Below are 26,640 nucleotides of genomic sequence, written 5' to 3'. Positions count from 1 at the left end.
CCCCAGCCTGTGGAGATAGGCACCACATAACAAGAAAGAAACGGGTATCGATGAGATATCAGGAGTTAAGCAGGTGAGTACCAAGAGAAACGCAACTATCCGACTGGGACGCCTGGCCGCTGCGGCCGGTATGGCGATTACACTGGGCTTTGCCCCCGCAGCCTTCGCGGACGAGACCGTTGCACTCAAGAACGCACTTTACGGCGCAGGGTATGAGATCACCAATGTCAGCCCGCAAATGGATGACACAACACGGGCTGCACTGACCAAATTCCAGAAGGACAACGGGCTTCAGGCCAGCGGAGTTATGAACGAGCCTACGAAAAAAGCGCTGGGCCTGATATCAGTGCAGGTCGCGTCGGCTCCGGCCCAGTCAGCTGGCGGTTCCGCCGCCACAGCGCAGGAAGCGGTACCTTCCGCCACGTCGGCAGAGGAAGCGGAACCGGAGCAGGACGACGCCATTGAAGAAAAGGACGACGGCGGCTGGTCTCTCTGGTAATTCTGGTTCGCCCATGAAAAAGCCCGTCGGAGAGTATCCGGCGGGCTTTCTGTTGTCCGGCTATCCAGTCTATCAGTCGAGCTTGCTGAGATCCCGGACGGCGCCCTTGTCGGCACTTGTTGCCAGCAGTGCGTAGGCCTTGAGCGCTGCGGACACTTTTCGGTCCCGGGGCAGTTCCGGCTTCCACCCTTTCGCATCCCGGGCCTCCCGGCGACGATCCAGTTCGTGCTGGTCCAGCTCGACATTGATGGTCCGGTTCGGGATGTCGATCCGTATGACGTCGCCGTTCTCAATCAGCCCTATCGCACCACCGGCGGCGGCCTCAGGCGAGGCGTGGCCAATGGAAAGGCCAGAGGTGCCCCCGGAGAAACGCCCGTCGGTCAGCAACGCGCATTCCTTTCCCAGCCCCTTGGATTTCAGATAACTGGTCGGGTAGAGCATTTCCTGCATACCTGGGCCACCACGGGGGCCCTCATAGCGGATGATAACCACCTCGCCGGGTTTGACTTCGTCCGCCAGAATGCCGGCAACCGCCGAGTCCTGGCTTTCGAATACCTTGGCCTTGCCCTCGAAAACATAGATGCTTTCGTCCACGCCCGCGGTTTTGACTACGCAGCCGTCCAGGGCGATGTTGCCAAAAAGTACTGCGAGTCCGCCCTCTGAACTGTAGGCGTTTTCAACCGAACGGATACAGCCTGTTTCCCGGTCACCGTCCAGGCTTGGCCAGCGGGTGTTTTGGGAAAAGGCGGTCTGGGTGGGAATACCGGCCGGCCCGGCCTTGTAGAATTCCACCACTTCCGGGGTCGGGGAGCGCATGATGTCCCAGGTCTCAAGGGCTTCCTTCATGGTTTTGCTGTGAACGGTGGGCAGGTCCGTGTTGATCAGACCGCCCCGTTCCAGTTCCCCCAGAATCCCCATGATGCCGCCGGCCCGGTGTACGTCTTCCATATGGTACTTGGGCGAATTCGGTGCCACCTTGCACAGCTGGGGAACCCGCCGCGATAGCTGGTCGATCTCGTGCAGGGTGAATGGAACGCCACCTTCCTGGGCCGCTGCCAGCAGGTGAAGAATGGTGTTGGTGGAGCCACCCATGGCGATGTCCATGACCATGGCGTTTTCAAAGGCAGCCATGGAGGCAATGCTCAGCGGCAGAACGCTGGCGTCATCTTCTTCGTAATAGCGGCGCGCATTCTCCACAATCTGTCTGCCGGCTTTCAGGAACAGCTGCTCCCGGTCTGCGTGGGTGGCGAGCATTGAGCCGTTGCCGGGCAGGGCCAGACCAATCGCCTCAGTAAGGCAGTTCATGGAGTTGGCAGTAAACATACCGGAGCAGGAGCCACAGGTCGGGCAGGCGCTACGCTCATACTCTTCCACCTGTTCGTCGCTGGCATTCGGGTCCGCGGCGATGACCATGGCATCCACCAGATCCAGTTTGTGCTCAGACAGTTTGGTTTTGCCCGCTTCCATCGGGCCGCCGGAAACAAAAACCGTGGGAATGTTCAGGCGCATGGCCGCCATCAGCATGCCCGGGGTAATCTTGTCGCAGTTGGAGATACACACCAGGGCATCGGCGCAGTGAGCGTTAACCATGTATTCCACTGAGTCCGCGATGATTTCCCGGGAGGGCAGGGAATACAGCATGCCGTCATGGCCCATGGCGATGCCGTCGTCCACGGCAATGGTGTTGAATTCCTTGGCCACGCCGCCGGCAGCCTCGATTTCGCGGCACACCAGTTGCCCGAGATCCTTGAGGTGCACGTGGCCGGGTACAAACTGGGTGAAAGAGTTGGCAACCGCGATGATGGGCTTGCCAAAATCTTCGTTTTTCATACCGGTGGCGCGCCAGAGGGCGCGGGCGCCAGCCATGTTACGGCCTGCGGTGGATGTCCGCGAACGATACTGAGGCATGGTGTTCTGGTCTCTCTGTTGTTACCTGATGTTTACCTGTTGGCGTGAAACAAAAACAGAGAATACCAGATTAGACTCCAGGCGCATGGTTGTTTTCAGGAGCGCTGTTTACAATAGTTAACACAGTTGCCAAATATTTTCCGGTTTGAACCGACAAGGAGTATGCCTATGGCTGGTCAGAAAAGCCTGCCGCTACGTCGCCTGAAAGCGTTTCAGCCGCTGAACCGGCTGACCGATGACCAGCTGGTGCTGCTTGCCAGCCGTGCGGAGCGAAGAACCCACGGTCCGGGACAACGGGTTCTTGAGCGCGGTGTGCGGGACGGTCTCGATTTCTTTCTTATTGCCGGCAAGGTAGAGCTTGAGTCTCTTGACGGTCGGAAATCGTTGGTTGAAGCCGAGACCGAGAAAGCCAATACCCCCATCGCGCGCCTGCAGCCCCGAATGTACGACGTGACGGCGGTCAAGCCGTGCGAATTCCTGGTGGTCGAACAGGAAATCCTCAATCAGCTCTTGCGGGCAGCGCCTGTTGCGCAGGTGGAAATGGACTCCGGAGAGGGTACCGGTGGTATCGAGAGTGAAGAGCACCATCTGCTGATGGAGTTCTACTCGGAACTGCGATCGAATCAGGTCAAGCTTCCCAGTGTTCCCGATGTGGCCTGGAAAGTCCGAAGGGCTGTCGATCGCGAAGAATCCACTGCGGATCAGGTAGCGCAGGCGGTGTCCGCGGATCCGGCCATGGCGGCAAAACTGGTCCGCGCCTGTAACAGCCCACTGTATCGCGGTTTCAGCGACGTCCGGAATGTTCGAGAGGCCGTGGTCCGGTTGGGAATGCGTACCACCCGGCAGCTGGTGACGGTGTTCTCCATGCGGGAAGTGTTCAAGACCCGCCAGGCCGCGCTGCAGAAAGAAATGGAAAAGCTCTGGCGCCATTCACGGGAAGTGGCGGCCCTGTGCTGGGTCCTGGCGGACCATGCCACTCGGCTCAACCCTGAGGAGGCACTGCTGGCGGGCCTGCTTCACGACATCGGAGTGGTACCTGTATTGGTGCAGGCGGAGCACCACGTGAATCTCTTTGCTGATGAGGCCAACCTGAATCATGCTATTAAAGAGCTAAGAGCGGACGTTGGCACGGCGGTTCTTGAGAACTGGTCATTCCCGCCAGCGTTTATCGAAGCGGTTCGGCATGCCGAGGATTGGGGTTATGAATGCCGTGAATCGGCTCCGCAACTGGTGGATGTGGTTATCGTGGCGCAATTGCATTCGATGATTGGTTCCAGCCAGAATGCCGAGTTACCTCCGTTCGACCAGGTGCCGGCTTACCGCCGTCTGGGCGAGCTTGAACTCAACGCCTCACGCAGTTTACAGCTTCTGACGGAGGCCAGGGCCCGGGTAGACGAGGTTCAGCAATTGCTGTCCATCCGATAATTGTCCGGGCTGTGTAAACTGTGGAGTCCGCTTTCCAGTGACTGTTGCACTTATGAATGTACCTCTGTTCCCCCTGAATTCCATTGTCCTGCCCAGGGGAAGGATTCCCCTGCAGCTGTTCGAGCCGCGCTACATCGATATGCTCACCCGCTGCCTGAAGGAGGACCGGGGCTTCGTGGTTGTGCTGCTGAGGGAAGGTGGGGAAGCCGGGCCCACCGCGGCTTTCTATGATATTGGCACCTATGTGCGGATCATTGATTTTCAGCAGCTTGAAAACGGGCTGCTGGGAATCACCGTTGAGGGAGCGTCGAAGGTGTCGGTGGTCCGCAGTTGGCAGCAGGAAGACGGGCTCAATGTCGGTGATGTGGAGTGCCTGATTGAAGAGGCGGAGAGTGAGGTGCCCCCGCATTTTGGCGAGCTGCCTTCGGTGCTCCGGGCGCTGTTCCGGCATCCGGTTATCCGGGACCTGAATATGGATATTGACTACGACGATGCCCGGGATGTTGGCTGGCGCCTGACGGAACTGCTGCCACTGGACAAGCAGGAGAAGCAGAAACTCGTGGAATTGCAGGATCCGCTGGAGCGGCTCAGCCGCCTGCAGGGACTGCTGGAAGCGCTGGAGGAGGGCTAGAGCCCCGGACCTGTCGGCCGTAAGTTCATGATGGCCTCCTCCCAGCACAGGGCAATGTAGGTTCCTGCAAACACCAGCCACAGTACGGTAGCAATCGCGACGAACACATCCGGTGTCAGGGGCACCCGATCATACCGGCTGTAACTGGCCCTCACCGCTCCGGTTACGGCAAGGCCGAGTAGAAGTCCACCGATAACATCCGTAAACCAGTGCACCCCCAGGTAAAGCCGGCTCAGGGCCACAGGCACCAGTGGAAGTGACAGAGTGACGTATGATTGCCAGCGCTTGCGATTCCGGGTTTCGCCTGCAACAAAACTGGCCAGCAAGGTAACCATCAGCGTGATCCCGGCCGTGTGGCCGCTGGGGAAGGCGCCGGAATCCGGCGGGCTCAGGACTTCATCCGGCCGGGGAATGCCGAGCGTGGATTTTAGGCCCCATACCAGTATTACGGTCATCAGGGCAGCAACCATGATGTGAACAGCGGCGGCATAGTAGCCTCTGAACAGTAGCACCGCGCAGGCCAGGACTCCGGCAGCAATAAGAACAGGCGGGTCGCCCAGCAGGGTGATGGCAATGAACGGACCGTCCAGCAACGGTTGGCGCAGTTGCTCAAACCAGAGCAGGGTTGCCTGATTGAATCCCTCCAGCAAATGGGTTGTCGTGGCCAGTTGGCCCCAGATCAGCAGCAGGGCGGTGGCACCCAGCGCGAGCATGAAGGAGGCCAGCGGGAATTCCCCCTCCCGTGCTGGTCGCTGGTTGGTGTAGAGGCGCCAGAAACGGTGAGTGGTATCGTACTGCCCCATCCACTGTTTCAGCCATTGGTAAAAGCGGCTCTCTTCCCCGAGCCCGAGTTGAAATCGCAAGAGTACGAAATAGACGACGACCAGCGCAGAAAGGCTGATGCCGGTGACCGCATAAAAATGGGCCGGAGGTCGGATTTCGCTGGCCAGGGCGCTGCCCACCAGGAAACCGGGGAAAACGTACGCCGGCGCCCAGGCGATTGCCGACCCGATGTTGAATGCCAGAAAGCGATGCCATGGCATCATCAGCGCCCCGGCAATCAGAGGGATTACTGGCCGTACCGGCCCTACAAAACGTCCGATAATGACACTCTTGCCACCGTGGCGATTAAAGAAGCGCTCACCCTTGTCGATGATCATCGGGTAGCGTCTCAGCGGCCAGACGGTGGTCAGTCGTCCTTGCATCAGGCGCCCGAGGCCAAAGCTCAAGGTGTCGCCCGCGACTGCGCCCAGGCCTGCCCAGATCAGTGCCTCTGGCAACGGCATCCCGGTCTCACCTGCCAGCAAGGCCACCGCAAAAAGGATAGCGACGCCAGGAACAATGATGCCGGCAATGGCCAGGGATTCAGTGAAGGCGGTGGTAAAAAGAGCCAATGCCAGCCAGCCTGGATGCATGCTCAGCCAGGCCGACAGTTCGTTAAGCCAGGCATTGCTCATGTCTCGATGGTTTCTCCGGGGCTGAACCAGGCTGAATCCGGGCCTCGCCTGCGTGCCTCTTCCATGGCCTGATGGGCCCGCTTACGGAGTGTGTCGGTCCGGGTGTCGCCGCTGCCTCGGGTGGTGCAACCCAGGCTGACGGTTGCCTTGCCAACCACCGGCCATTTCTGCTCGGCTATGGTCCGGCGGATGCGTTCGGCAATCACTCGCACCCCCTCTTCCGGGGTGAATGGCAGTATCAGGAAAAACTCGGAGTCATTCAGGGTATACAGGGTGTCGCCAGCACGGATAACGCCAAACAGGTGTCCGGTCATGTGCCGGAACAGTCCCTGAACCTGGTCCTTGCCGTGCAGGTCGGCAACTTCGTCCGCGTAATCGATGCTCAGGTCTATCACGGACAGGGGGTGCCCGGTGGCGATTGCCCGGCTGATTTCCTTTTGCAGGGTTTCGTCCAGAAAACGGGAATTATGCGCGCCGGTGACCGGATCAGTGATGGCGAGATCCTCGGCGGACTGCGCCATATGATCGTAATGCCAGATATACAGCGCGGCAACTGAGAGCAGAATGAAGAGCCCCCCGATGACAGTGATTGCTTCAGCCGGAGCCTGCTGCAGAAACAGGATAACCGACATCGGAATCAGCAGCAGAAGTGACAGCGCCAGGCCCTGGCGCAATGGCAGAACCAGTAGGTTCAGTGCGACCAGGGGCATGGCCCAGTGGGTAATGCCCGGCGCATCCATGGTCAGCAAGGCGGCCAGCATGCCGCTGTTCAGGCCGGAGAGAATGATCAGGTGGCCCGGAGCTGAAAGTTGGTGCCGGCGGCAGATGACGGTGTAAATGGCGCCGGCCAGGGTCAGGGCCGCCATGCCTGTGGCCAGGTAAAACAGCTCGTAAAAGCCGTAACGGAGATTCTGCATGGCCAGTGTGAAAATAAACAGGCAGGCGATGCTGTAGCCGAAGGCGTGTGTCCAGGTTCTGAGACGGGTTTCAGTCATGAAACAGGCCCCTGTGTCTGTGCCTGCGGCTGGCTCGGTTGCGCCGGCTGTGACCAGGAGCTGTAAGCCTGGCTTCGGTTGCCCCCCTGTTGTTGGGCCCGGCGCAGGGCGTTGGCAGCACTTTGCTGAAGCGTGTTGGCGTCATCACCTATGTTGAGCCCGGCGATGCCTGTACTGACCGTGAGATTCATGCCGTGGTTTTCCAGCAGTGTTGCCAGCCCCTTGCGCACGGTTTCGCCCCGGGCGATGGCTTCACTGGTGGAAATGCCCGGGAGAATAACCAGGAACTGGAGATCCGCCACCCGGTAATAGGTATCAAAATCCCGTATCTGGGAATGCAGGTAGCGGCCGATGCGTGGCAGGATCGAACGGATATCCTCGTCCGGATCATTATCGCTCAAGTGGGTGTCCAGCCCGATCATGATAATGGACATGTCCGTACCTTCCCGTTCGCTGCGCTGAATCTCCTTGTGCAGATCGGCAGAGAGGTATTCGCGGCTCGCGGCCTGGGTCAGTTCATCGGTCCGGCGCAGTGGCGCCAGTTGTCGGGTTTTGTATTCACGCAGGAAAACCAGCAGGGCAGACAGAAGTATGGTCAGAAGAAAGGCGCTGATCATCTGGTGGCGATCAGCCAGCCCAACGGCCCACTGGGTTGCAACCATGGCCAGAACAACGATGACCAGGGTAATGAGTGCTGCTGCCGCAGGCGGAACAAGCGCAAAAGCAACCAGAGGGATGGCATACAGCCAGTGGCTCAGAACCCAGGGGCCGGTCCAGAAACTGGTCAGAAGAATCAGCAGGAGAACCAGAAAGAAAGCCTGCTGAACCCTCGGCCAGGGTTGGTTTACCCGGCTGGGGTGAAATGTTTTGCCAGCAATCACGACACCGGCGGCTGCGCCCGCCGCCGCCGCAACCATGGGTTCGCCCAGTGTGGCACACAGAACCGCAATGGCGGTCAGGGCCACGAAGCCTGCCCGTGACAACTTGCTTAACAGGAATTTTTCGGCCATTTGGGCCATGGTGTCCTTCCTTTTTCTCAACTCCCTGAAAAAACCTTCCCGAGGTTTCCGAGTATGGCATACCGCAGCGGTATAATATCTGTTTGGGGTGCGTACTTGAAACGGGAAAGGTAAAGTTAGGGACTTACTTCCTGATTTGTGCTTTGAAACAGCGCTTTGAAAACGAAAAGGTAACTGAATGGATATTGCAGCTTACATGGCTGAGGTGGGGCAACAGGCCCGTGCAGCGGCAACAGGGGTGGCCCGCTCGACCACCGCCGTGCGCAACCAGGCCCTGCTGGCGACCGCAGAGGCGCTGGATGCGGCACGGGATATATTGGCTGTGGCTAATGGCAAAGATCTGGAGCAGGCCAGGGAAAACGGCCTCGATTCGGCCATGCTGGACAGGCTTGAGCTTACGCCCACCCGGATCGATGCCATGATCGAAGGCCTGAAGCAGGTGGCATCGTTGCCGGACCCTATTGGCGCCATTACCGATATGGCATACCGTCCTTCGGGCATTCAGGTCGGCAAGATGCGGGTTCCCCTTGGTGTGGTCGGCATCATTTACGAGTCACGCCCCAATGTGACCGTTGAGGCCGCCAGTCTGTGCCTGAAGTCCGGAAACGCCACCATTCTGCGGGGTGGCTCCGAATCGATCCACTCGAATCAGGCGATTGCCCGCTGTATCGCGGAGGGGTTGGCGAAAGCTGGCCTGCCTGAAATGGCCGTGCAAGTGATCAAAACAACGGACCGCGCCGCCGTGGGTGAGCTGATCACCATGCCCGCGTATGTGGATGTCATCGTGCCCAGAGGGGGTAAAGGTCTGATTGAGCGCATCAGCCGGGATGCCAGGGTACCGGTGATCAAGCATCTCGATGGTGTATGCCACGTCTACATTGACAGCCATGCTGATCCGGAGAAGGCACTGAAGGTGGCGGTCAATGCCAAAACCCAGCGGTACGGCACCTGCAACACCATGGAAACGCTGCTGGTGGACCGTGAAATTGCCGAGGATATCCTGCCGCTTCTCGTACCGGCCTTCGTCGAGAAAGGCGTGGAGCTTCGCGGCTGTGAGCAGACCCGCGCCATCGTTGACGGCCTCGCCGAGGCGACCGAGGCGGACTGGGAAGCCGAGTATCTGGCCCCGGTTCTGGCCGTGCGAGTGGTCGACGGGCTGGACGGTGCTATTGACCACATCAACCGTTACAGCTCGCAGCACACTGACAGCATCGTTACCGAGAATTACACCCGGGCGCGCCGGTTTATCACTGAGGTGGATTCCAGCTCGGTGATGGTTAACGCCTCCACACGCTTCGCGGATGGCTTCGAATATGGCCTGGGCGCGGAGATCGGTATCTCCACTGACAAGATCCATGCCCGCGGACCGGTGGGGCTGGAGGGGCTCACGTCCCAGAAGTACGTTGTCTTCGGCGACGGGCACATCCGGACCTGATGCCCATGCATGTGATTTATGGCGGAACCTTTGATCCGGTGCACCATGGCCATCTGCGGCTGGCCCTTGAAATCAGTGACCGCCTCGGGGTCGGGGTCGTCAGCCTCGTGCCGTGTCATATTCCGCCGCATCGAGGGCAGACTGGCGCGTCTTCAGACCAGCGTCTGGACATGCTCAGGCTGGCGGTATCCGGGGAGCCTCAGTTACAAATTGACGACCGGGAGCTGGCGCGAGAGGGTGCATCTTACACGGCTGATACTCTTCGCCAGTTACGGTCGGAACTTGGCCCGGATGAGCCATTGGTAATGGTGGTTGGCACGGATGCCTTTGCCAGCTTTGATCGCTGGCGCGAATGGCAGGCAATTCCCGATCTTGCCCATGTGGTTGTGGTTCGCCGACCGGGCCCGGCGCTGGACCCAACTGGCAAGCCGGCGCAGTTGCTGGCGGAGCGGGCTGTGACAGGGCTTGAGGCCCTGCATTGCCGCCCCTGTGGCGCTTTTCTTGAGCTGGATCCGCCGCTTCTGGATATCTCTGCCACGGGAATCCGGGAGCGTATTCGTGACGGTCGTTCGCCACGTTACCTCGTGCCCGATCCGGTCTGGTGGGAAATTCGCCGCCAGGGGCTTTACGGCGCATGCCCAGACGGGAACTTTTAGTGCTACAATCGCGTCTGAATATGACATTTCGGGCGGCCATTCCGGCAAACGCCCGTCCAACAGGGTGATTATGCAGGCAGAGCAACTGAAAGACCTGGTAGTAAATGCGCTTGAAGATGTGAAAGCACAGGACATCAGCGTGATTGATGTCCGTGACCGAACCAGTGTCACCGACTTCATGGTTCTGGCATCCGGAACGTCCAACCGACATGTGAAATCCCTTGCCGATTCAGTGGTTGTTGAAGCCAAAGAGCAGGGCGTCCGCGCGAGCAACGTGGAAGGTGCCGGCGTCAGTGACTGGATTCTGGTGGATCTTGGCGATGTGGTTGTCCATGTCATGATGCCTGCCACGCGGGAGTTTTACGATCTGGAGCGGTTCTGGCGCGATGCTCCGGATCTTGGTGTTGCAGGCAGCGAATAATCATGCGGCTACGCCTGATCTGTGTGGGGCAGAAAATGCCCGACTGGGTCAGTACCGGATTCGGAGATTACGCCCGCCGCATGCCGCCGGAGTTGCCCCTGGAGCTGGTGGAAATACCCTTGGCTCACCGGGGCAAGAATCCCGATATTCCCAGACTGATGCAGCGTGAAAGTGACGGCATTCTTGCAGCGACGGGCCCGAAAGACCGGGTGATTGCGCTGGAAGTTGGCGGGCGGCCCTGGTCGACCGAAAAACTGGCCGGCCAGCTTGAAAACTGGCAACAGGACGGCCGGGATGTGAACTTTCTGGTTGGTGGCCCCGACGGTCTGGCGGAAGACTGCCGGAAGCGAGCTGATCAGCAGTGGTCCCTTTCGCCGCTTACCTTACCTCATCCCCTGGTGCGTATCGTTCTCGCGGAACAGCTGTACCGGGCCTGGTCGATTACCCGCAATCACCCGTACCACCGGGCTTAGGGGGCTTCTATGCCTTGGGGCGAATTCAAGGATACTGCAGCAGAACGCCGGCTTTTTCAGCGCCGGACTGTGGTCATGCTGGTGGTCATTATGCTGGCAATTGGCGGCCTGATTGCGCGCATGTATCAGCTCCAGATCGTGGAGCATGACGTTTACACAACCCTGTCTGACAAGAACCGCGTGCAGGTCCAGTCAGTCCCCCCGCCCCGAGGTCTTGTCTACGATCGCAGTAACACCCTGCTGGCCGAGAATCGCCCGGTTTTCAGCGTCACACTGGTGCCGGAGCGTGTTGACGGCATGGATGACACTCTCGGGCAATTGGGCACCATTCTGGATATTTCCGAGGAAGACCTTGAGCGCTTCCGGCGCCGCCTTCAGGAACCCCGGAGGCCCTTTCAGGAAATTCCCCTTCGTTATGATCTCAATGAGCAGGAGATGGCTCGCCTGGCGGTGCATCGCCACGAACTTCCCGGTGTGGAGGTGAGTGCCGAGCTCGTGCGGTATTACCCGCACAGCGAGCTGACAGCCCATGCGCTTGGTTTTGTTGGCCGAATCAATAGGGATGAGCTGCAACGTATCGACCCGGTGAACTACGCGGGCACCAACTACATCGGAAAATCAGGTATCGAGCGGTTTTACGAGGAAATCCTCCACGGCCAGGTCGGTTATCAACATGTTGAGACCAACGCCCGCGGGCGGACCCTGAGGGTTCTGGAGCGTGAAAACCCGGTGCCCGGTGAGGACGTTCAGTTGCATCTCGATCTCAGGTTGCAACAACGTGCCCATGAGCTGCTGGACGGGCGCCGGGGCGCCATTGTCGCGATTGAACCTGACACAGGAGGTATCCTGGCGCTGGCCAGCGTACCGGGGTTCGATGCCAACAAATTTGTCACCGGTATCAGTGTCAAGGATTACCGTAAGCTCAGTGAAAGCAGGGACAAACCTCTCTTCAACCGCGCTCTGCGTGGGCAGTACCCACCGGGCTCGACGCTCAAGCCCATGCTTGCGGTTGCCGCGCTCGACAGTGGGGCCGTCACTCGGGATTACACCATATGGGATCCCGGATACTTCCGCCTGAATGCTGGTGGTCGGCTCTGGCGCGACTGGAAGCGGGGTGGCCATGGCTGGGTGGATCTCAAAGACGCCGTGGCAGAATCCTGCGACGTCTATTTTTACGAAGCAGCTGTCGAGATGGGCGTGGACACCATGTACAACTATCTGTCCCGGTTTGGTTTTGGAGAGGACGCCGCCCTCGATGTGTCTGGCGCCCTGAGTGGCTTGCTCCCCTCGCGGGACTGGAAGCAGGCGGTCAGGAATGAGCCCTGGTACCCGGGCGATTCCGTGAACTTTGGTATAGGCCAGGGATTCATGCTTGCCACACCGCTGCAACTGGCCACTGCAACCGCCCTGATAGCCAATCGGGGCAAGTGGGTGGAGCCGAGGCTGCTGAAGGACATCAAGGGGGATCACCCGGTCGATGAATATTTGCCTGAGGAAACCCACGAGCCACTCAAGCTGAAAAATCACGATGACTGGGAGTACGTGGTGGAGACGATGGTCGAGGTAATGCACGGGCGGAAAGGAACCGCCCGGGGTGCGGCCCGCGGCGCTCCCTACAAGATGGCTGGCAAAACCGGAACGGCTCAGGTATTCAGCCTGGCAGAAGATGAGGAATACGACGCGGAAGAAATCCGTGAGCGACTCAGGGACCATGCTCTCTTCGTCGGCTTTGCTCCTGTGGATAACCCGAAGATTGCGGTGGCGGTGATCGTTGAGAATGGTGGCAGTGGTAGCGGCACGGCGGCACCGGTTGCCCGGGCTCTGTTCGATGCCTGGTTGCTAGAGTATTCCGAACAGTCTGAGGGTGCGCTGGTCAGCGGCGTTGAGGGGCAGGTGGCGAACTGATGGCTTTCAAGGCGTTACTGGATCCAACCGCAACCAATCCCCTGGGCCGGCAACGGAGCATCTGGACGGCGTTGCATCTTGATCCGATCCTGCTGTTACTGTTGCTTTTGTTGGTTTTCGGCGGTCTGTTCGTGCTGTATAGCGGTGCTGACAGGAACCTGGAAGTGGTCAAAGCGCAGGGAATCCGAATGGGTGTGGCCTTCGTGGTGATGCTCGTGTTCGCGCAACTGGACCCGTCGGTTTTTCGTCGCTGGGCGCCCTGGCTCTACGGAGCCGGCGTCATTTCGCTGATTGCGGTCATTCTGGTGGGTGTGGGGGCAAAGGGTGCGCAGCGCTGGCTGGCTTTGCCGGGACTGCCCCGTTTTCAACCTTCCGAACTGATGAAACTCGTGGTGCCGATGATGGCGGCCTGGTATCTCTCCAGGCACTATCTGCCTCCGCGGGTCCGGCACGTGGCAGTGGGGCTTGGAATAGTTCTAATGCCCATGGTCATGATCATGAAGCAACCGGATCTGGGCACCTCACTTTTGGTGGGGATGGCCGGTATTTTCGTGGTGTTTTTTGCCGGTATCAGCTGGAAACTGATCGCCGCCTTTGTTGCCATGGTGTCCGTTTCCGCACCGCTGATGTGGTTTTTTGTCATGCGGGAATACCAGAAGCAGCGGGTCTTGACGTTGCTGGATCCCCAAAGTGACCCGCTTGGTGCCGGCTGGAATATTATCCAGTCCAAAACCGCGATTGGCTCCGGAGGGTTTGAAGGCAAGGGCTGGCTGCAGGGTACCCAGTCCCATCTGGAGTTCTTGCCGGAGAGCCACACCGACTTTATCGTCGCCGTGCTGGCGGAGGAGTTCGGTTTTATCGGGATGCTAGCTCTGATGACCATGTATTTCCTGATCATACTCAGATGCCTGTATATCGCCGCCACGGCCCAGGACTCCTTCAGCCGGCTGCTGGCCGGCGCACTGACAATGACCTTCTTTATTTACATCTTTGTGAATGTCGGGATGGTAAGTGGACTTTTGCCCGTGGTGGGTGTGCCATTGCCCCTGATCAGTTATGGTGGGACCTCCAGCGTTACCCTGATGGCCGCATTCGGAGTGTTGATGTCGATCCATACTCACCGGCGAATGATCGGCGCCTGACCGGAATGCTGTCAACCATGGCTGCCGGGTAATGGTGAAGGCCGCGGATAACCCGTTACAATGGGATAATGCCGCCGGAACTTTGATCACGGCGGCCCAGGTGGTCAAGAGGAAATCCGGACTGTGAATTGCAAACCTTCCATATTGTTCGTTCTGGTGGTTTTCGGGGCAGCGATCCTCAGTGGTTGCGCCTCTGCACCCGAGACGGATCATTCATCCCGTTATACCCTCACGAAGGACCGGGCACCTTCGGGCAATTTTGATACCTCCGGGCTCAACGACGCCGTTCCGGTATACGAGACACCCCGTCGTGCCGGGAACAAGTCCCCTTACACGGTCTGGGGCAAGCAGTATCATGTTGTCGACAGTAACAATGGTTATACAGCCAGGGGCACGGCGAGCTGGTATGGCGAGAAATTTCACGGCCATAAGACGTCCAACGGCGAAACCTTTGACATGTATTCCATGTCTGCGGCCCACAAATCATTACGGATCCCCGGCTACGCCCGGGTAACGAATCTTGATAACGGTCGCTCGGTGATTGTCCGGGTTAATGATCGTGGGCCTTTCCATGGCGATCGGATTATCGATCTTTCCTACGCCGCAGCCAAAAAGCTGGGTTACCAGGCCCGGGGCACTGCAAGAGTTGAGGTCGCCGCGATTACGGTGAAGCCAGATGGCTCCATGTTTCTTGCTGGCAAGCCCTTTTCGCCGGTGGATGCCGCCGGACCCGCCGAAAGTCGGGTGAGGGCCAGTGGAGAGATGGCAATGGAGGACCGTTCGCTTTTTGTGCAGCTGGGCTCCTTCAGTAGCCGCGACCCGGCCGAGAAGATGCTAAGCCAGCTTAGGGCGGTACTTGAGAACCCGATGCGGGTAAGAGCTGTCGATACCGCTTCCGGAAGGTTTCACCGTGTTCAGGTGGGACCATTCCGGGATGAAGATTCCGCCAGGAAGACCCAGAGTCTCCTGGAAGCCCGTGGATTTGATCAGTCCATCCTGCTGACGGATTCACACTGAACAAGCCAGAAAAGACGCTGAAAAAGAAACACACCTAACGACGAACGAATGGACCCATGGCCTTAAAATCTGCTTTCCGAACACTATCTGTTGTCTTTGTACTGATGCTCGCCCTGACCGGCAAGGTGATGTCGCAATCGGTGCTGATCCCGTCGCCACCCCAGATTGCCGGCAGCTCCTATGTCCTGATGGACCCGAAAAGCGGCCGGATTATCATGGAAGAGAACAGCCATGAGCGTCTGCCGCCGGCGAGCCTGACCAAGATGATGACCGCCTATATTGTTGAGCGGGAGTTGGACGAAGGGCGAATCTCCATGTCCGACATGGTCCCGATCAGCGTCAAGGCCTGGAAAACAGAAGGTTCCCGCACCTTTATAAAGGAAGGTACCCAGGTTGCAGTCGAGGATCTTCTCAGAGGGGTGATTATCCAGTCAGGTAATGATGCCTCGGTAGCGCTGGCCGAATTCGTTGCCGGCAGTGAAGGTGCCTTTGTTGATATCATGAACCAGCAAGCGCAGTTGTTGGGCATGAAAGACACCCATTTCGAGAATGCTACGGGTCTGCCGTCTCCGGATCATTTCTCGACGGCCTTCGATCTCGCGATCCTGGCCCGGGCGATCATCAACGATTACCCGGAGAACTATCCGCTTTATGCGGAAAAACATTTTACCTACAACAATATCCGTCAGCCGAACCGGAACAGCCTCCTGTGGCGCGACAGCAGCGTCGATGGCCTGAAGACAGGACATACCGAAGAGGCGGGCTATTGCCTGGTCGCCTCCGCCAAGCGTAACGATACCCGCTTCATTGCAGTGGTTATGGGCACCAGCAGTACCGATTCACGGGCCCAGGAAATTCAGAAAATGCTGAATTATGGTTTCCGTTACTACGAGAGTGAACGCCTGTTCCGGGCCGGACAGGAATTGATTGAGGCCCGTATCTGGGGCGGCCAGGCCGACCAGATTTCGATCGGCATGGCGGAAGATGTTTACGTCACCATCCCCCGCGGCTCCAGGGACAGCCTGGAATCGACAGTAGACCTTGATTCTGTAATCAAAGCACCCATCAAAGTGGGAGATGAGCTGGGACGGGTCAAGGTGTCGTACAACGGTGAAGTGCTGGTTGACCAGCCAGTACTGGCTTTGACCGATGTTCCCGAGGGCGGTTTCATCAAACGCATCTGGGATGCCATAAAGCTCTTTTTCGTTCAGTTATTTCAGTAGGGTGACTTTGGTCCCCGGGAGTAAGGTGGCATGAGTCAGCCGAAAGTACCAAAAATTGAGTTTCCATGCGATTACGTGATCAGGGTGATTGGTAATTCTGCACCGGATTTCACTGAATTCGTGGTAGATGTTGTGGAACAGCACGCGCCAGGGATCTGCGAAACCGATATATCGGTGAATGAGAGCAGCAAGGGCCGCTTTTCATCGGTGCAGCTGAAAATAGTGGCGACCGGAGAAACTCAACTGAAAGCCCTGTTTGAAGAGCTCAAGGCCAGTGGCCGTGTGCATATGGTGCTCTGATCCTGATGGCTGAATTGATCGTCCGATCTCTGGGAGAGCAACCCTACCTGGAAACCTGGGAGGCCATGAAAACCTTCACCGCCAACCGGGATGACACCGTGGCCGATGAGCTCTGGTGTCTTGAACATCCACGGGTTTACACCCAGGGCCAGGCGGGCAAGGCCGAGCACATTCTGGCGCCGGGCGATATCCCGGTGATTCAGGTAGACCGCGGTGGCCAGGTGACCTATCACGGTCCGGGTCAATTGGTGATTTACCTGATGATTAATCTGTCCCGGAAAAAACTGGGTATCCGCGGCCTGGTGGACGAGATTGAACAGGCCATCGTGCGCACCCTCGCCGGATTGGGTGTGGAATCCGCACCAAGACCTGATGCACCGGGTGTCTACGTGGGCGCGTCAAAAATTGCGTCACTCGGCCTTCGGGTACGCCGGGGCTGTTCTTTTCACGGGCTGGCCCTGAATGTGGACATGGATATGGAACCCTTCCGACGCATCAACCCCTGCGGTTACGCCGGGTTGGCCATGTGTCAGGTCCGCGATTTTGTACCCGGTGTAACAGTGGCGGATGTTCAGCAGCGCTTGGCGGAGCAGTTGGTCGGCGGGCTGGGCCACTCAGCGGTGGAGTTTCATCAGGGCTGGTAGCTCAGGCTGCCGCCTCGCTGTTGTATCCGCAGACACGGTTTCGGCCCTCTGTCTTGGCCTGGTAGAGTGCTTCGTCTGATCGCTGGAGCAGCCGGTCGATGGATTCGGATCCCCGAGTTGTTGCAACGCCCACACTGATTGTGGCCCGAGCCACGCCCTGTCCGGTGCTGACAGAGGCCTCCGCGATCGCCTGCCGAATCCGGTTGGCGGTCTGCAGGGCCTGGTCCGGGCTCGTCTCCGGAAGCAGTACCAGGTACTCCTCGCCTCCCCACCGGGCCAGAGTATCCACCTTCCGGCATTGCTCGCGCAGGGTCTGGGCAACCAGGATGATCAGCTCATCTCCCACGTGATGTCCGTAATTATCGTTGACACTCTTGAACAGGTCGATATCCATCAGCATGACGGAAAAAGGGCGGGCATTCCGGAGGTAGCGTTGATATTCGGCATCAAGTTGTTCAAGGGCTTCCCGTCGATTCGCCAGCCCGGTCAGTGCATCATGCTTGGCGGCATACTCGAATTCTGCCGCCAGTTTCAGCAGTCCCAGCTTGCTGCGCCGGCGGCTCTGGTCAAGGATGTAGCAGGTGACCATTTCAAAGCCCAGCACAGCGATCATGGTTAACCGGAAGCTGGCGTTGTACGGGGGCTCAAAGAGCATGTCGCCTAGCGGGCTGAACAGGAAAATAACAGCGGCAAAGCCCCCGCTGCAGGCCGCAACGCCAACCCGGGACTCACTGATATAGAAGATGATGGGTGGGTAAGCGAACAGCCAGATAATGGCAGAGCCATCTTCCACCGCATGAACGGCCAGGTAGGTGAACAGCATGGAAATCAGCGTGATGAATCCACGACGCTGCAGGGTCTTGTTGTCGGATAGCCAGTAAACGAGAGAGTTGGCGGTCAGCAGCACGGCAAAGCCGAGCAGCAGCGGGGGCGTGACCGAATCGTCCCGCAGGCTTGATCTCCAGGCAAAAAAGAACAGCAGAGGAACGGCAACGGTTGTCAGCCAGTTTATCAGGATCGGGACAGGAATCTCGCCCTTGACACGGAACTGGGACAGTTCCGTGTCCGGCGTTTTTCTCGCAGTTTGCGACATGTTCGGATCTTTTTCTTGTGATATTCGATATCGGACCTTACGTATGACCAGATAGTAGAACGGTTTTCCGGTGTAGACTGTATCGAAACGTAAACGATTTTGTTGTCCAGATGTAAACTGGCGACGGGCCCGGTACATTGGCCCCATGGCCGGTCAAACCCGGTCGACTCGGTTAGGTCAGCCCACCGGACTGTCCGTATAATGGTCCAGGCCGCCAGTAGTGGTGAAACTCTCTGATCCATACAGGTCATTCATGTCATCCAGACGTTCAGGAAATTCTGTTTCCCGCATCAAGACAGGCAGCTTTGAACGCCGCTTAAGCCTGACTCGTGCCGGTTTGTATGCTGGTACGCGGATGGCCTCGCATATGGCGACCAACTGGTTCAGCGGCAAGGAAAACCGGGACAAACGCCACCGGGCCATGCTTTCAAGCCAGGCGCGCTTCCTGGTGGACGAACTGGGCCAGCTCAAAGGCAGCGTGGTCAAGATCGGCCAGGTGATGGCCCTGTATGGCGAGCACTTCCTGCCGGACGAAGTGACCGAAGCCCTGCACACCCTGGAAGATCAGACGACATCGCTGGAGTGGCCGGCAATTGAGCGGGTGCTGAAAGCCGAATTGGGCGAGGAACGGCTGGCGGAACTGGAGGTGGATCCTGAGCCCATTGGCGCGGCCTCCCTGGGCCAGGTGCACCGCGCCCTGCGCCGAAGCGACGGGCTTGAGTTGGTTCTGAAAGTGCAATACCCGGGCGTGGCTGATGCGGTGGACAGTGATCTGAACGCTGTCGCCCAGTTGCTCCGGGTCGCCAGGCTGGTCAGTTTCGGCCCGGAGTTTAACGACTGGCTGGAAGAAGTCCGGGAGATGATGCACCGGGAGGTGGACTACCGCCTGGAAGCAAAGACGACGGAAAAGTTCCGCCAGATGCTTGCTGACGATCCCCGGTTTATCGTGCCGAGGGTTTTACCGGAATTCTCAACCGCGCACATAATCGCCTCAACCTTTGAGCATGGCCACTCGGTAAGTTCCCAGCCCGTCAAAGACTTGCCTCTGGCGCGCCGCAGTGCGTTGGGGGAGGCAGCACTGGAGCTGTTTTTCCGGGAGCTGTTTGTCTGGGGAGAAATCCAGACCGATCCCAACTTCGGCAATTACCGTATCCGGATTGCCGGCGAGGAGGGCGAAGATCCCGGGTATGATCGTATCGTCCTGCTCGATTTCGGGGCTGTGCAGGCTTACTCGGACGAGTTTCTCCAGCCGGTGATCCAGATGATCAGGGCTTCCTATGAGAACGATCTGCAGGCGGTGATTGACGGTGGCGTGAAGCTGCGATTCATGAGCACGGAATGGCCGGAGGAAGTTCTGCAGAAGTTTGGTTTGGTGTGCATGTCGGTACTCGAACCCCTGTCCAGTGACAAGGATTCGTGGCCGGATTATGCCGTCAACAGCCATGGCCAATACCGCTGGAAGCAAAGCGACCTGCCTTCCCGGGTGGCCCGGCAGGCGGCCCGTTCCGCTATCAGCCGGTATTTCCGGGTACCTCCCAAGGAATTCGTGTTCCTGAATCGCAAGCTGATCGGGGTTTACACCTTTATCGCTGTTCTGAACGCCGAGTTTAATGGCGAGCCACTGTTGCGAAAATACCTTTATGGCGAGGGCGACGATGCCCCGGATGCTTCGGCCACCAGCCAGAGCACGAAGCCGTAGCGGACGCCCTTGCCGATACCCACCAGAACAATGAAGTTCAGCCAGGGCACGCGCATGATGCCACCTACCAGGGTCAGCGCGTCGCCCCCCAGGGGAAGCCAGCCCATCAGCAGTGACCACTGGCCATAACGATTGAAACGGTTCCGCGCCTTGTGTAACTGCAATTCGCTGATCGGAAACCAGCGTTTGTGCTTAAAGCGATCCACTTGCCGGCCGATAACTCCATTAACGACCGAGCCAAGCGTATTGCCCAGCGTTGCCCAGAACCAGAGCCACCACCAGGAATAACCCTGGGTGACCATGGTGCCAAGCAGAATTTCCGAGTAGGCAGGCAGCAGTGTGGCGGCGGCGAACGCGGTCACAAATAGCGTCAGGTAAGCCACCAGGCTCTCCTTGCTTTACGTTGAAATGAATCTCCAATACCCCGCAGGTCTCGCTTTAAGATGAAACAGTTATCGCTTCGCTTCAAGCTCTATGCCCTCGTTGTGTCACTACTCCTGATCATGGGCATCAGCATCGTCGTTACTGCCCAGTTGTCACTTGGGGCTATGGAGGAGCGGCTCACGGCTGAAACCCGGAATACGGTGCAGGGTATTGTGATGGATCAGCTTGGCGCAACCGCCGGAAAATATGGCGAGCTGGTGAGCGGTCAGTTTGCAACGGCATTTCGGACTCCGGAAGTCGTTCGTAACGTGATTATCCGCAATATCCAGGCCGACAGCTCCGGTCGTATCAGCCGTACAGCCCTTCAGGAGACCGTGGGGGCGGTGCTGGAGGAGCAGAAAAGCCTGAGTTCTGTCTACGCCCAGTTTGAACCCGACGCGTACGATGGTCAGGACCGCTATTTTACCGGTGGCGTTGAAGACCACAGCAGCGACGAAGGCACACTGGAGATCTATTACTACCGGGGGCCAGACGGCAATGTAATGTTCAGCCGTACCGAAGATCCGGCCACCAAATACCTGGATAGCAGGAATGAATTTGGTATCCGTGATGCCGAGTGGTACCTGTGCTCCCGGGATACCAAATCTCCCTGCATCATGGAACCCTACGATTACGAAATCAGCCAAGGCTATTCCGAGCTGATGACCAGTCTCGTGGTGCCGATCCTGGATGGCGGTACCTTTGCAGGTGTCGTTGGCGTAGACATCAACCTGTCGACCCTGCAAAAAACCATTGCCGGAGTCAGCCAGGCGCTTTTCGACGGTCAGTCCCGGGTAACCCTTCTTAGCAGGCAGGGTCTGATTGCCGCGTCCAGCCACTACCAAGAAAGTCTCGGCCGACCCCTGCAGGAAGCGGTTCCCGACCTTGGGGATACGTTTTCCGAGCTGCATCAGCGCGAGGGTACCTACGATGACGGGGAAATCCTTGCAGTCGCCTACCCCGTGGACATTCGCCTGCCGGATACCCAGTGGTCACTGCTGATTGAACTGCCCCGGGGTGCGGCCCTTGCGGGCGTGTCCGAAATTACCGGTCTGCTGTCCAGTGAAGTGGCCACCACGGCTACCCGCCAAACCCTGGTGGGTATCGGCGTGGTTGTCGTAGCCATTATTGCGCTGGTGCTTCTGGTCCGTTCGGTGACACGGCCGCTGGATGAGATCCGCGACCGGATGAAGAATCTGGCCAGTTCTGAAGGGGACCTGACCCATGAGCTGGACATCGACACCCACGCAGAATTGATTGAACTCGCTGGTGGATTCAACGCCTTCCTCGCCCGACTGAGGGAAATGATCAACGATCTGAAGGGAGTGAATGCCAAGGTTCATAAGCAGGCGCGGGATGTTGGCGCCATTGCGGACGAGACCGACGGGCAAACCGCCAGGCAGCACCAGGATATCGACAGTGTGGTGACCGCCATGAACGAGATGTCCGCGGCTGCAGGTGAGGTGGCCGGGTTTGCCGGCGAGGCGGCCGAGAACGCCCGGATGGCCCAGGACGGTATCCGGTTCACCCAGGATACGCTCTCCTCCGCAGTGACTGGTGTGAGTGCGGTTGCCAGCGATATGGGCGAAGCCAGCACGGCAATCGGTCGCGTTGCCAATCGCAGTGAGGACATCAACCGGATCATCGATGTGATTCGGGGCATTGCCGAGCAAACCAATCTGCTGGCCCTGAACGCGGCAATCGAGGCGGCCCGGGCCGGTGAGCAGGGCCGAGGCTTTGCTGTGGTCGCCGATGAGGTGCGAACCCTGGCCTCCCGGACCCGGGAATCCACCGATGAAATCAGCGGCATGATCGACGGCCTGAAGGAGGATGTGAACGGCGCCGTCTCCGTGATCCAGAGTGGCGTTGACCGGGCTACTTCGGCGGTTGATGGTACCCAGGAAGCTGCCCACTCGCTGGCCACTGTCGTCGACCGGATCGGAACCATTGTCGAGCACGTGACCCAGGTGGCCACGGCGGCGGAAGAGCAAAGCTCTGTGAGTGAGGAAATCAATCGCAACCTGACCCACATCGGCGATGTCGCCAACGACCTGAGAGAGCTGGCCGGACGGGTCAAGGGCAGTGGCCAGGCGCTGGACAATGAGGTGCAGGTATTGGAGCGGGAGCTCAGCCGCCTCAGAACCTGACAGCTGGCTTGATGTATCGCAGGGGCGCGGGAGTGTGAGCCAGATATGGTTGGCTACTATGGCGGCGATTCAAAGCATCAATTTTCAATTCCAGTATGCCGTGTCATCATTCAACCATTGTTCTACCAATCTCAAAATTTATCGCTATAGACGTTTCGGAGGTCTTTATGGAGCAGGTCACGATTTACGGCCGTTCAAGTTGTGGATTCTGTGTTCGGGCAAGGGACCTGTGCGAGACCAGAAACATTCCTTATGTCTGGGTCGATATGATCGAGAAGGGCATGAGTAAACAGGATATTGCCGACAAAATAGGCCGGCCGGTGCACACCGTGCCCCAGATCCTCGTTGGGGATCGGTACGTGGGCGGTTTCGACCAGTTTCAGGCCTATCTGCGTCAACACGAAGCGGAGCTGGCGCGTTAAAGACGCGTTGGTGGGCCGCAAATCGAAAAGGGCCTGACAGTTGATCTGTCAGGCCCTTTTTTGTGCGTCCCGGAAGAGCTGAGACCCTGGACTAGAACTGGAACTCGGTTTTCAGCTTCTTTTCGACCAGAGTATTCTGAAGCTTGGCAACCCGCGGCAGCCCATTGTCGAACGGCGGGAAGCTTTCCCCGAAAATCAGGGGTTCCAGATAGTCCCGGCAATCCTGGGTGATGCCAAAACCATCGTCGGTAATATAGTGAATCGGCATCTTCTTTTCCTGGTTGGCCACTTCACTCAGGGGCGCCTCACCAATCTTCCAGCGATAAGGCTTCGCCTGTTCGCGAACGATGGTGGGCATTAGCGCCTGTTTGCCATCCAGAGCCATTTCCACTGCGGCCTTGCCGACTGCGTAGGCCTGTTCCACATCGGTGGCTGATGCGATGTGGCGGGCACTGCGCTGAAGATAGTCGGCCACGGCCCAATGGTACTTATGACCCAGGGCCTGCTTGACCATGTTGGCCAGGGCGGGAGCTACACCGCCGAGCTGGGTATGGCCGAAGGCATCCTTGGCACCGGCGTCGGCCAGGAAACGGCCGTCTTCGTACTGAGCGCCTTCGGAGGCGACGACAACACAGTAGCCGTACTCCTTGACGCAGTGGTCCACGCGGGCCAGGAAGCTATCTCGATTAAACGGGATTTCCGGGAACAGGATGATATGGGGCGGCTCGCCTTCTCCCTGGCCTGCCAGACCGCCGGAGGCCGCAATCCAGCCGGCATGGCGCCCCATGACCTCGAGGATGAAGACCTTGGTTGAGGTCTCGCACATGGACTTGATGTCGAGGCTCGCTTCCATTGTGGAGGTGGCAATGTATTTGGCCACCGAACCAAAGCCCGGACAGCAGTCGGTGAACGGCAGATCGTTGTCTACGGTTTTGGGAATCCCGATGCAGGTGATGGGATACCCCATCTTTTCTGAAATCTGGGACACCTTGAAAGCAGTGTCCTGGGAATCCCCGCCGCCGTTGTAAAAGAAATAGCCAATGTCGTGGGCCCGGAACACTTCGATCAGGCGCTCATATTCACGAGGATTTTCAGTAATGTTCTTCAGTTTGTGCCGACAGGAGCCGAAGGCGCCGCCTGGCGTGTGAATCAATGCCTGAATGGCATCATCTCGTTCGATGCTGGTATCAATCAGCTCTTCTTTCAGCGCTCCGAGAATGCCGTTGCGTCCGGCAAACACCTTGCCGATTTTGTCCGGATGCTTGCGGGCGGTCTGGATAACCCCGCAGGCACTGGCATTGATGACGGCGGTGACACCGCCGGACTGAGCGTAAAATGCGTTCTTGATGGCCATCTCGGGCTGGAGCCTCCTGCTGGTTCGACAATGGGGCAGATGATACGCCAAACGCTGCCAATTTTCATGAGCAGGATTGCGGATAGCGTGGCTCTTGACGGGCTGGGGCGGATACGGGAGGCTTGTCGGGTTTCAACGGAGAGGGCAGTCGCCGAATGCACATTCATATTCTTGGAATCTGTGGCACGTTCATGGGCAGTCTGGCCGTTCTGGCCCGGGAACTCGGGCATACGGTGACCGGTTCCGATCAGGGGGTCTATCCACCCATGAGCACCCAGCTGGAGGCCCAGGGCATCAGCCTGATGGAAGGTTACAGCCCGGACCATCTGGAGCCACAGCCGGATCTTGTGCTTATTGGTAACGCCATGTCCCGTGGCAACGCCGAAGTGGAAGCCGTGCTCAACCGCAACATCGACTATATGTCCGGGCCGGAATGGCTGGCGCGGGAGGTGCTTCGGCACCGTTGGGTGCTGGCAGTGGCGGGCACCCATGGCAAAACCACGACCACCGCCATGCTGCTCTGGATACTGGATCAGGCCGGTTTTGAGCCTGGGTACCTGGTAGGGGGTGTTCCCCGGGACTTTCCGGTGTCGGCCCGCCTTGGTAACAGCGATTTCTTTGTTATCGAGGCAGATGAATACGACAGCGCGTTTTTCGATAAGCGCTCCAAATTCATCCATTACCGGCCCCATACCCTGATCCTGAACAACCTGGAGTTCGATCACGCGGATATTTTCGAGAACGTCGAAGCCATTGAGCGGCAGTTCCATCACCTGGTCCGAACCGTTCCCTCCCAGGGCCTGATTATCCGGCCGGCGATCGACGGGCACCTGGATAACGCCCTCGCCATGGGCTGCTGGAGCCCGGTTCAGGACACCGCTATCGGCAGTGAAACTCCGCGCACCTCTGACTGGCGGGCAGAACTGCTCTCTGAAGACGGCAGCCGGTTCATGGTAATTCACCATGAACAGCCGGTGGCCACCCTGAAGTGGGATCAGACCGGCCTCCATAATGTCCGCAATGCCTTGTCTGCCATTGCCGCCGCCCGTCATGTGGGTGTAACCCCCGATCATGCGGTGGCCGCCCTGTGTCGGTTCTCTGGCGTAAAGCGGCGAATGGAGCTGCTGGCGGATATTGATGGCGTGCGGATTTACGATGATTTTGCCCATCACCCGACCGCCATTGCCACCACCCTTGAGGGCTTGCGCAACCGGGTTGGGGATGAACCGATCCTGGCGCTGATTGAACCACGCTCAAATACCATGAAGCAGGGCGTGCATCAGCAGGCGTTGCTGCCCAGTGCCAACGCAGCCGACCGGGTGTTATGGGCCAATCTCAATGCCATGGACTGGCTGCCGGCCCTGATTTCCGATTGGCAGCAAGACAATCCCGGGTCGGCTCTGCACCGCGTAGAGCCCTCTGTGGAGAATCTGATAGCCCGAGTACTGGAAGATCTGCCCAGCCCTTGCCACATTGTGATCATGAGCAACGGAGGGTTTGGCGGTATTCACGGTAAACTCATTGCCGAGCTTGAGCGTATCCGTGGCTGATCCGGCACGGCCGGTGGCTTCATTTGACTGACGAGTGGCGGAATTCATGACCAACGACCAAACCCGGGTATCGACTGTTAATCTGGCTTTGACCGGCGCCTCCGGCGCCCAGTACGGCTTGCGGCTGTTGCAGTGCCTGGTGTCGGCCGGGTGTCGGGTGAACGTGATGGTCAGCCGGGCAGCCCAGGTAGTGATTGCCACGGAAACCGATCTGAAACTGCCGGGAACGCCACCCGCCATGCAGGACACCCTCTCGGCGTATGCCGGCGCTACGCCAGGCCAGGTTCTGGTGTTCGGCCGGGAAGACTGGTTCGCACCGCCAGCCTCCGGCTCCGGGGAAAAAGCCCCGCTGGTGGTTTGTCCCTGCAGCACCGGCACGCTCTCGGCACTGGCAACCGGGGCCAGCAACAACCTGATTGAGCGGGCGGGCGACGTTGCCCTGAAAGAGCGGCGGCCCCTGATCCTGGTTCCCCGGGAAGCGCCTTTCTCGGAGGTGCACCTGGAGAACATGCTGAAGCTGACTCGCATGGGTGCTGTGATCATGCCGGCCAGTCCCGGCTTCTACCACAAACCCCAATCGGTCGGGGATCTGGTGGACTTCATTGTCGCCCGTATTCTCGACCATCTGAACCTGCCCCAGGACCTGATGCCCCGCTGGGGCGAAGCCCGTGCCGAGGACAAGCGCAAGGGCTGAGGCGGCCCGGAGCGATGGTTTTGGCCAGCCCGATTGATGCTTTTCATCATTGAGCAAACCGGGCTCCGGGCAGAGACTTGGTGAACGACAATCACAACACAGGTTATT

At 58.6% G+C, this 26,640-nt stretch carries 25 protein-coding genes; 18 read left to right on the top strand and 7 right to left on the bottom strand.

Features of this window, described 5'->3' with window-relative positions:
- Nucleotides 1–73: 73 nt before the first annotated feature.
- Nucleotides 74–499 carry a peptidoglycan-binding domain-containing protein gene (locus CLH62_RS17320; protein ID WP_228152888.1) on the top strand — a complete coding sequence of 142 codons (426 nt, stop codon included), beginning with the start codon at nucleotides 74–76 and terminating at the stop codon, nucleotides 497–499.
- Between the two features lie 72 nt (nucleotides 500–571).
- Here the strand turns inward: CLH62_RS17320 and ilvD are convergent, their stop codons facing one another.
- Entirely contained in the window at nucleotides 572–2,407 is a 1,836-nt protein-coding gene (ilvD, locus tag CLH62_RS17315) for a dihydroxy-acid dehydratase (RefSeq protein ID WP_099619424.1), read from the bottom strand.
- A 168-nt stretch (nucleotides 2,408–2,575) separates the two neighbouring features.
- Between ilvD and CLH62_RS17310 the strand changes: the two genes are divergently transcribed.
- A complete protein-coding gene (locus CLH62_RS17310; RefSeq protein WP_099619423.1) occupies nucleotides 2,576–3,832 on the top strand; it encodes an HDOD domain-containing protein in 1,257 nt (418 codons plus the stop codon).
- A gap of 52 nt (nucleotides 3,833–3,884) precedes the next feature.
- Nucleotides 3,885–4,463 (top strand): LON peptidase substrate-binding domain-containing protein, encoded by a 579-nt coding sequence (locus tag CLH62_RS17305; protein WP_099619422.1) that lies wholly within the window; start codon nucleotides 3,885–3,887, stop codon nucleotides 4,461–4,463.
- Here the strand turns inward: CLH62_RS17305 and CLH62_RS17300 are convergent.
- From CLH62_RS17300 to CLH62_RS17290, 3 genes are read right to left on the bottom strand one after another with little or no spacing between them, the layout of a single operon-like run.
- Complete coding sequence (locus CLH62_RS17300; protein WP_099619421.1) at nucleotides 4,460–5,920, bottom strand: bifunctional DedA family/phosphatase PAP2 family protein; 1,461 nt, start codon at nucleotides 5,918–5,920, stop codon at nucleotides 4,460–4,462. The two genes, CLH62_RS17305 and CLH62_RS17300, sit on opposite strands and share 4 nt — an antisense overlap.
- Nucleotides 5,917–6,915, bottom strand: a complete 999-nt coding sequence (locus CLH62_RS17295) for a GGDEF domain-containing protein (protein WP_099619420.1) — start codon at nucleotides 6,913–6,915, stop codon at nucleotides 5,917–5,919. Before CLH62_RS17295 ends, CLH62_RS17300 begins: the two co-directional genes overlap by 4 nt.
- Nucleotides 6,912–7,934 carry a GGDEF domain-containing protein gene (locus CLH62_RS17290; protein ID WP_099619419.1) on the bottom strand — a complete coding sequence of 341 codons (1,023 nt, stop codon included), beginning with the start codon at nucleotides 7,932–7,934 and terminating at the stop codon, nucleotides 6,912–6,914. The genes CLH62_RS17295 and CLH62_RS17290 overlap by 4 nt, the downstream gene beginning before the upstream one ends.
- 178 nt (nucleotides 7,935–8,112) lie before the next feature.
- On the opposite strand from CLH62_RS17290, the gene CLH62_RS17285 reads away from it, so the two are divergent.
- From CLH62_RS17285 to lipB, 10 genes are all read left to right on the top strand, one after another.
- Entirely contained in the window at nucleotides 8,113–9,369 is a 1,257-nt protein-coding gene (locus CLH62_RS17285) for a glutamate-5-semialdehyde dehydrogenase (RefSeq protein WP_099619418.1), read from the top strand.
- Between the two features lie 5 nt (nucleotides 9,370–9,374).
- Complete coding sequence (gene nadD / locus CLH62_RS17280; protein WP_099619417.1) at nucleotides 9,375–10,025, top strand: nicotinate-nucleotide adenylyltransferase; 651 nt, start codon at nucleotides 9,375–9,377, stop codon at nucleotides 10,023–10,025.
- Nucleotides 10,026–10,095: 70 nt separating this feature from the next.
- Entirely contained in the window at nucleotides 10,096–10,446 is a 351-nt protein-coding gene (rsfS, locus tag CLH62_RS17275) for a ribosome silencing factor (RefSeq protein WP_099619416.1), read from the top strand.
- A 2-nt stretch (nucleotides 10,447–10,448) separates the two neighbouring features.
- Nucleotides 10,449–10,919 carry a 23S rRNA (pseudouridine(1915)-N(3))-methyltransferase RlmH gene (gene rlmH, locus CLH62_RS17270; RefSeq protein ID WP_099619415.1) on the top strand — a complete coding sequence of 157 codons (471 nt, stop codon included), beginning with the start codon at nucleotides 10,449–10,451 and terminating at the stop codon, nucleotides 10,917–10,919.
- A 9-nt stretch (nucleotides 10,920–10,928) separates the two neighbouring features.
- Nucleotides 10,929–12,824: a penicillin-binding protein 2 gene (gene mrdA, locus CLH62_RS17265; RefSeq protein ID WP_099619414.1), complete on the top strand. Its 1,896-nt coding sequence runs from the start codon at nucleotides 10,929–10,931 to the stop codon at nucleotides 12,822–12,824.
- The gene (gene rodA, locus CLH62_RS17260) at nucleotides 12,824–13,966 is read left to right on the top strand and encodes a rod shape-determining protein RodA (protein ID WP_099619413.1); all 1,143 of its coding nucleotides are present in this window, start codon (nucleotides 12,824–12,826) and stop codon (nucleotides 13,964–13,966) included. The genes mrdA and rodA overlap by 1 nt, the downstream gene beginning before the upstream one ends.
- Before the next feature lie 123 nt (nucleotides 13,967–14,089).
- Nucleotides 14,090–14,983 (top strand): septal ring lytic transglycosylase RlpA family protein, encoded by an 894-nt coding sequence (locus tag CLH62_RS17255; protein ID WP_099619412.1) that lies wholly within the window; start codon nucleotides 14,090–14,092, stop codon nucleotides 14,981–14,983.
- 56 nt (nucleotides 14,984–15,039) lie between these two features.
- Nucleotides 15,040–16,206: a D-alanyl-D-alanine carboxypeptidase family protein gene (locus CLH62_RS17250; RefSeq protein WP_099619411.1), complete on the top strand. Its 1,167-nt coding sequence runs from the start codon at nucleotides 15,040–15,042 to the stop codon at nucleotides 16,204–16,206.
- 30 nt (nucleotides 16,207–16,236) lie between these two features.
- Complete coding sequence (locus tag CLH62_RS17245; RefSeq protein ID WP_099619410.1) at nucleotides 16,237–16,506, top strand: HP0495 family protein; 270 nt, start codon at nucleotides 16,237–16,239, stop codon at nucleotides 16,504–16,506.
- A 5-nt stretch (nucleotides 16,507–16,511) separates the two neighbouring features.
- A complete protein-coding gene (gene lipB, locus CLH62_RS17240; RefSeq protein ID WP_099619409.1) occupies nucleotides 16,512–17,150 on the top strand; it encodes a lipoyl(octanoyl) transferase LipB in 639 nt (212 codons plus the stop codon).
- Nucleotide 17,151: 1 nt separating this feature from the next.
- Here lipB and CLH62_RS17235 read toward each other — a convergent pair whose 3' ends face one another.
- On the bottom strand, nucleotides 17,152–18,243 hold the full coding sequence (locus CLH62_RS17235; protein ID WP_099619408.1) for a GGDEF domain-containing protein: 1,092 nt from the start codon (nucleotides 18,241–18,243) through the stop codon (nucleotides 17,152–17,154).
- Between the two features lie 253 nt (nucleotides 18,244–18,496).
- Here CLH62_RS17235 and CLH62_RS17230 point away from each other — a divergent pair, with 253 nt between their 5' ends.
- On the top strand, nucleotides 18,497–19,942 hold the full coding sequence (locus CLH62_RS17230; protein WP_099619407.1) for an ABC1 kinase family protein: 1,446 nt from the start codon (nucleotides 18,497–18,499) through the stop codon (nucleotides 19,940–19,942).
- Here the strand turns inward: CLH62_RS17230 and CLH62_RS17225 are convergent.
- On the bottom strand, nucleotides 19,882–20,325 hold the full coding sequence (locus CLH62_RS17225; RefSeq protein WP_099619406.1) for a YqaA family protein: 444 nt from the start codon (nucleotides 20,323–20,325) through the stop codon (nucleotides 19,882–19,884). The two genes, CLH62_RS17230 and CLH62_RS17225, sit on opposite strands and share 61 nt — an antisense overlap.
- A 60-nt stretch (nucleotides 20,326–20,385) precedes the next feature.
- Between CLH62_RS17225 and CLH62_RS17220 the strand changes: the two genes are divergently transcribed.
- Nucleotides 20,386–22,512 (top strand): methyl-accepting chemotaxis protein, encoded by a 2,127-nt coding sequence (locus CLH62_RS17220; protein ID WP_099619405.1) that lies wholly within the window; start codon nucleotides 20,386–20,388, stop codon nucleotides 22,510–22,512.
- A gap of 167 nt (nucleotides 22,513–22,679) precedes the next feature.
- A complete protein-coding gene (locus CLH62_RS17215; protein ID WP_099619404.1) occupies nucleotides 22,680–22,934 on the top strand; it encodes a GrxA family glutaredoxin in 255 nt (84 codons plus the stop codon).
- Nucleotides 22,935–23,025: 91 nt separating this feature from the next.
- Here CLH62_RS17215 and CLH62_RS17210 read toward each other — a convergent pair whose 3' ends face one another.
- Nucleotides 23,026–24,288 carry a 6-phosphofructokinase gene (locus tag CLH62_RS17210; protein ID WP_099619403.1) on the bottom strand — a complete coding sequence of 421 codons (1,263 nt, stop codon included), beginning with the start codon at nucleotides 24,286–24,288 and terminating at the stop codon, nucleotides 23,026–23,028.
- A 155-nt stretch (nucleotides 24,289–24,443) separates the two neighbouring features.
- Here CLH62_RS17210 and mpl point away from each other — a divergent pair, with 155 nt between their 5' ends.
- Nucleotides 24,444–25,838, top strand: a complete 1,395-nt coding sequence (gene mpl / locus CLH62_RS17205; RefSeq protein ID WP_099619402.1) for a UDP-N-acetylmuramate:L-alanyl-gamma-D-glutamyl-meso-diaminopimelate ligase — start codon at nucleotides 24,444–24,446, stop codon at nucleotides 25,836–25,838.
- 46 nt (nucleotides 25,839–25,884) lie between these two features.
- Entirely contained in the window at nucleotides 25,885–26,532 is a 648-nt protein-coding gene (locus tag CLH62_RS17200) for a flavin prenyltransferase UbiX (RefSeq protein WP_099619401.1), read from the top strand.
- Nucleotides 26,533–26,640: the final 108 nt, after the last annotated feature.

Source organism: Marinobacter guineae, assembly GCF_002744735.1.
GTDB lineage: Bacteria > Pseudomonadota > Gammaproteobacteria > Pseudomonadales > Oleiphilaceae > Marinobacter > Marinobacter guineae.
Note: the sequence above shows the minus strand (reverse complement) of the source record. Positions and strands in the feature narration are given on the sequence as shown.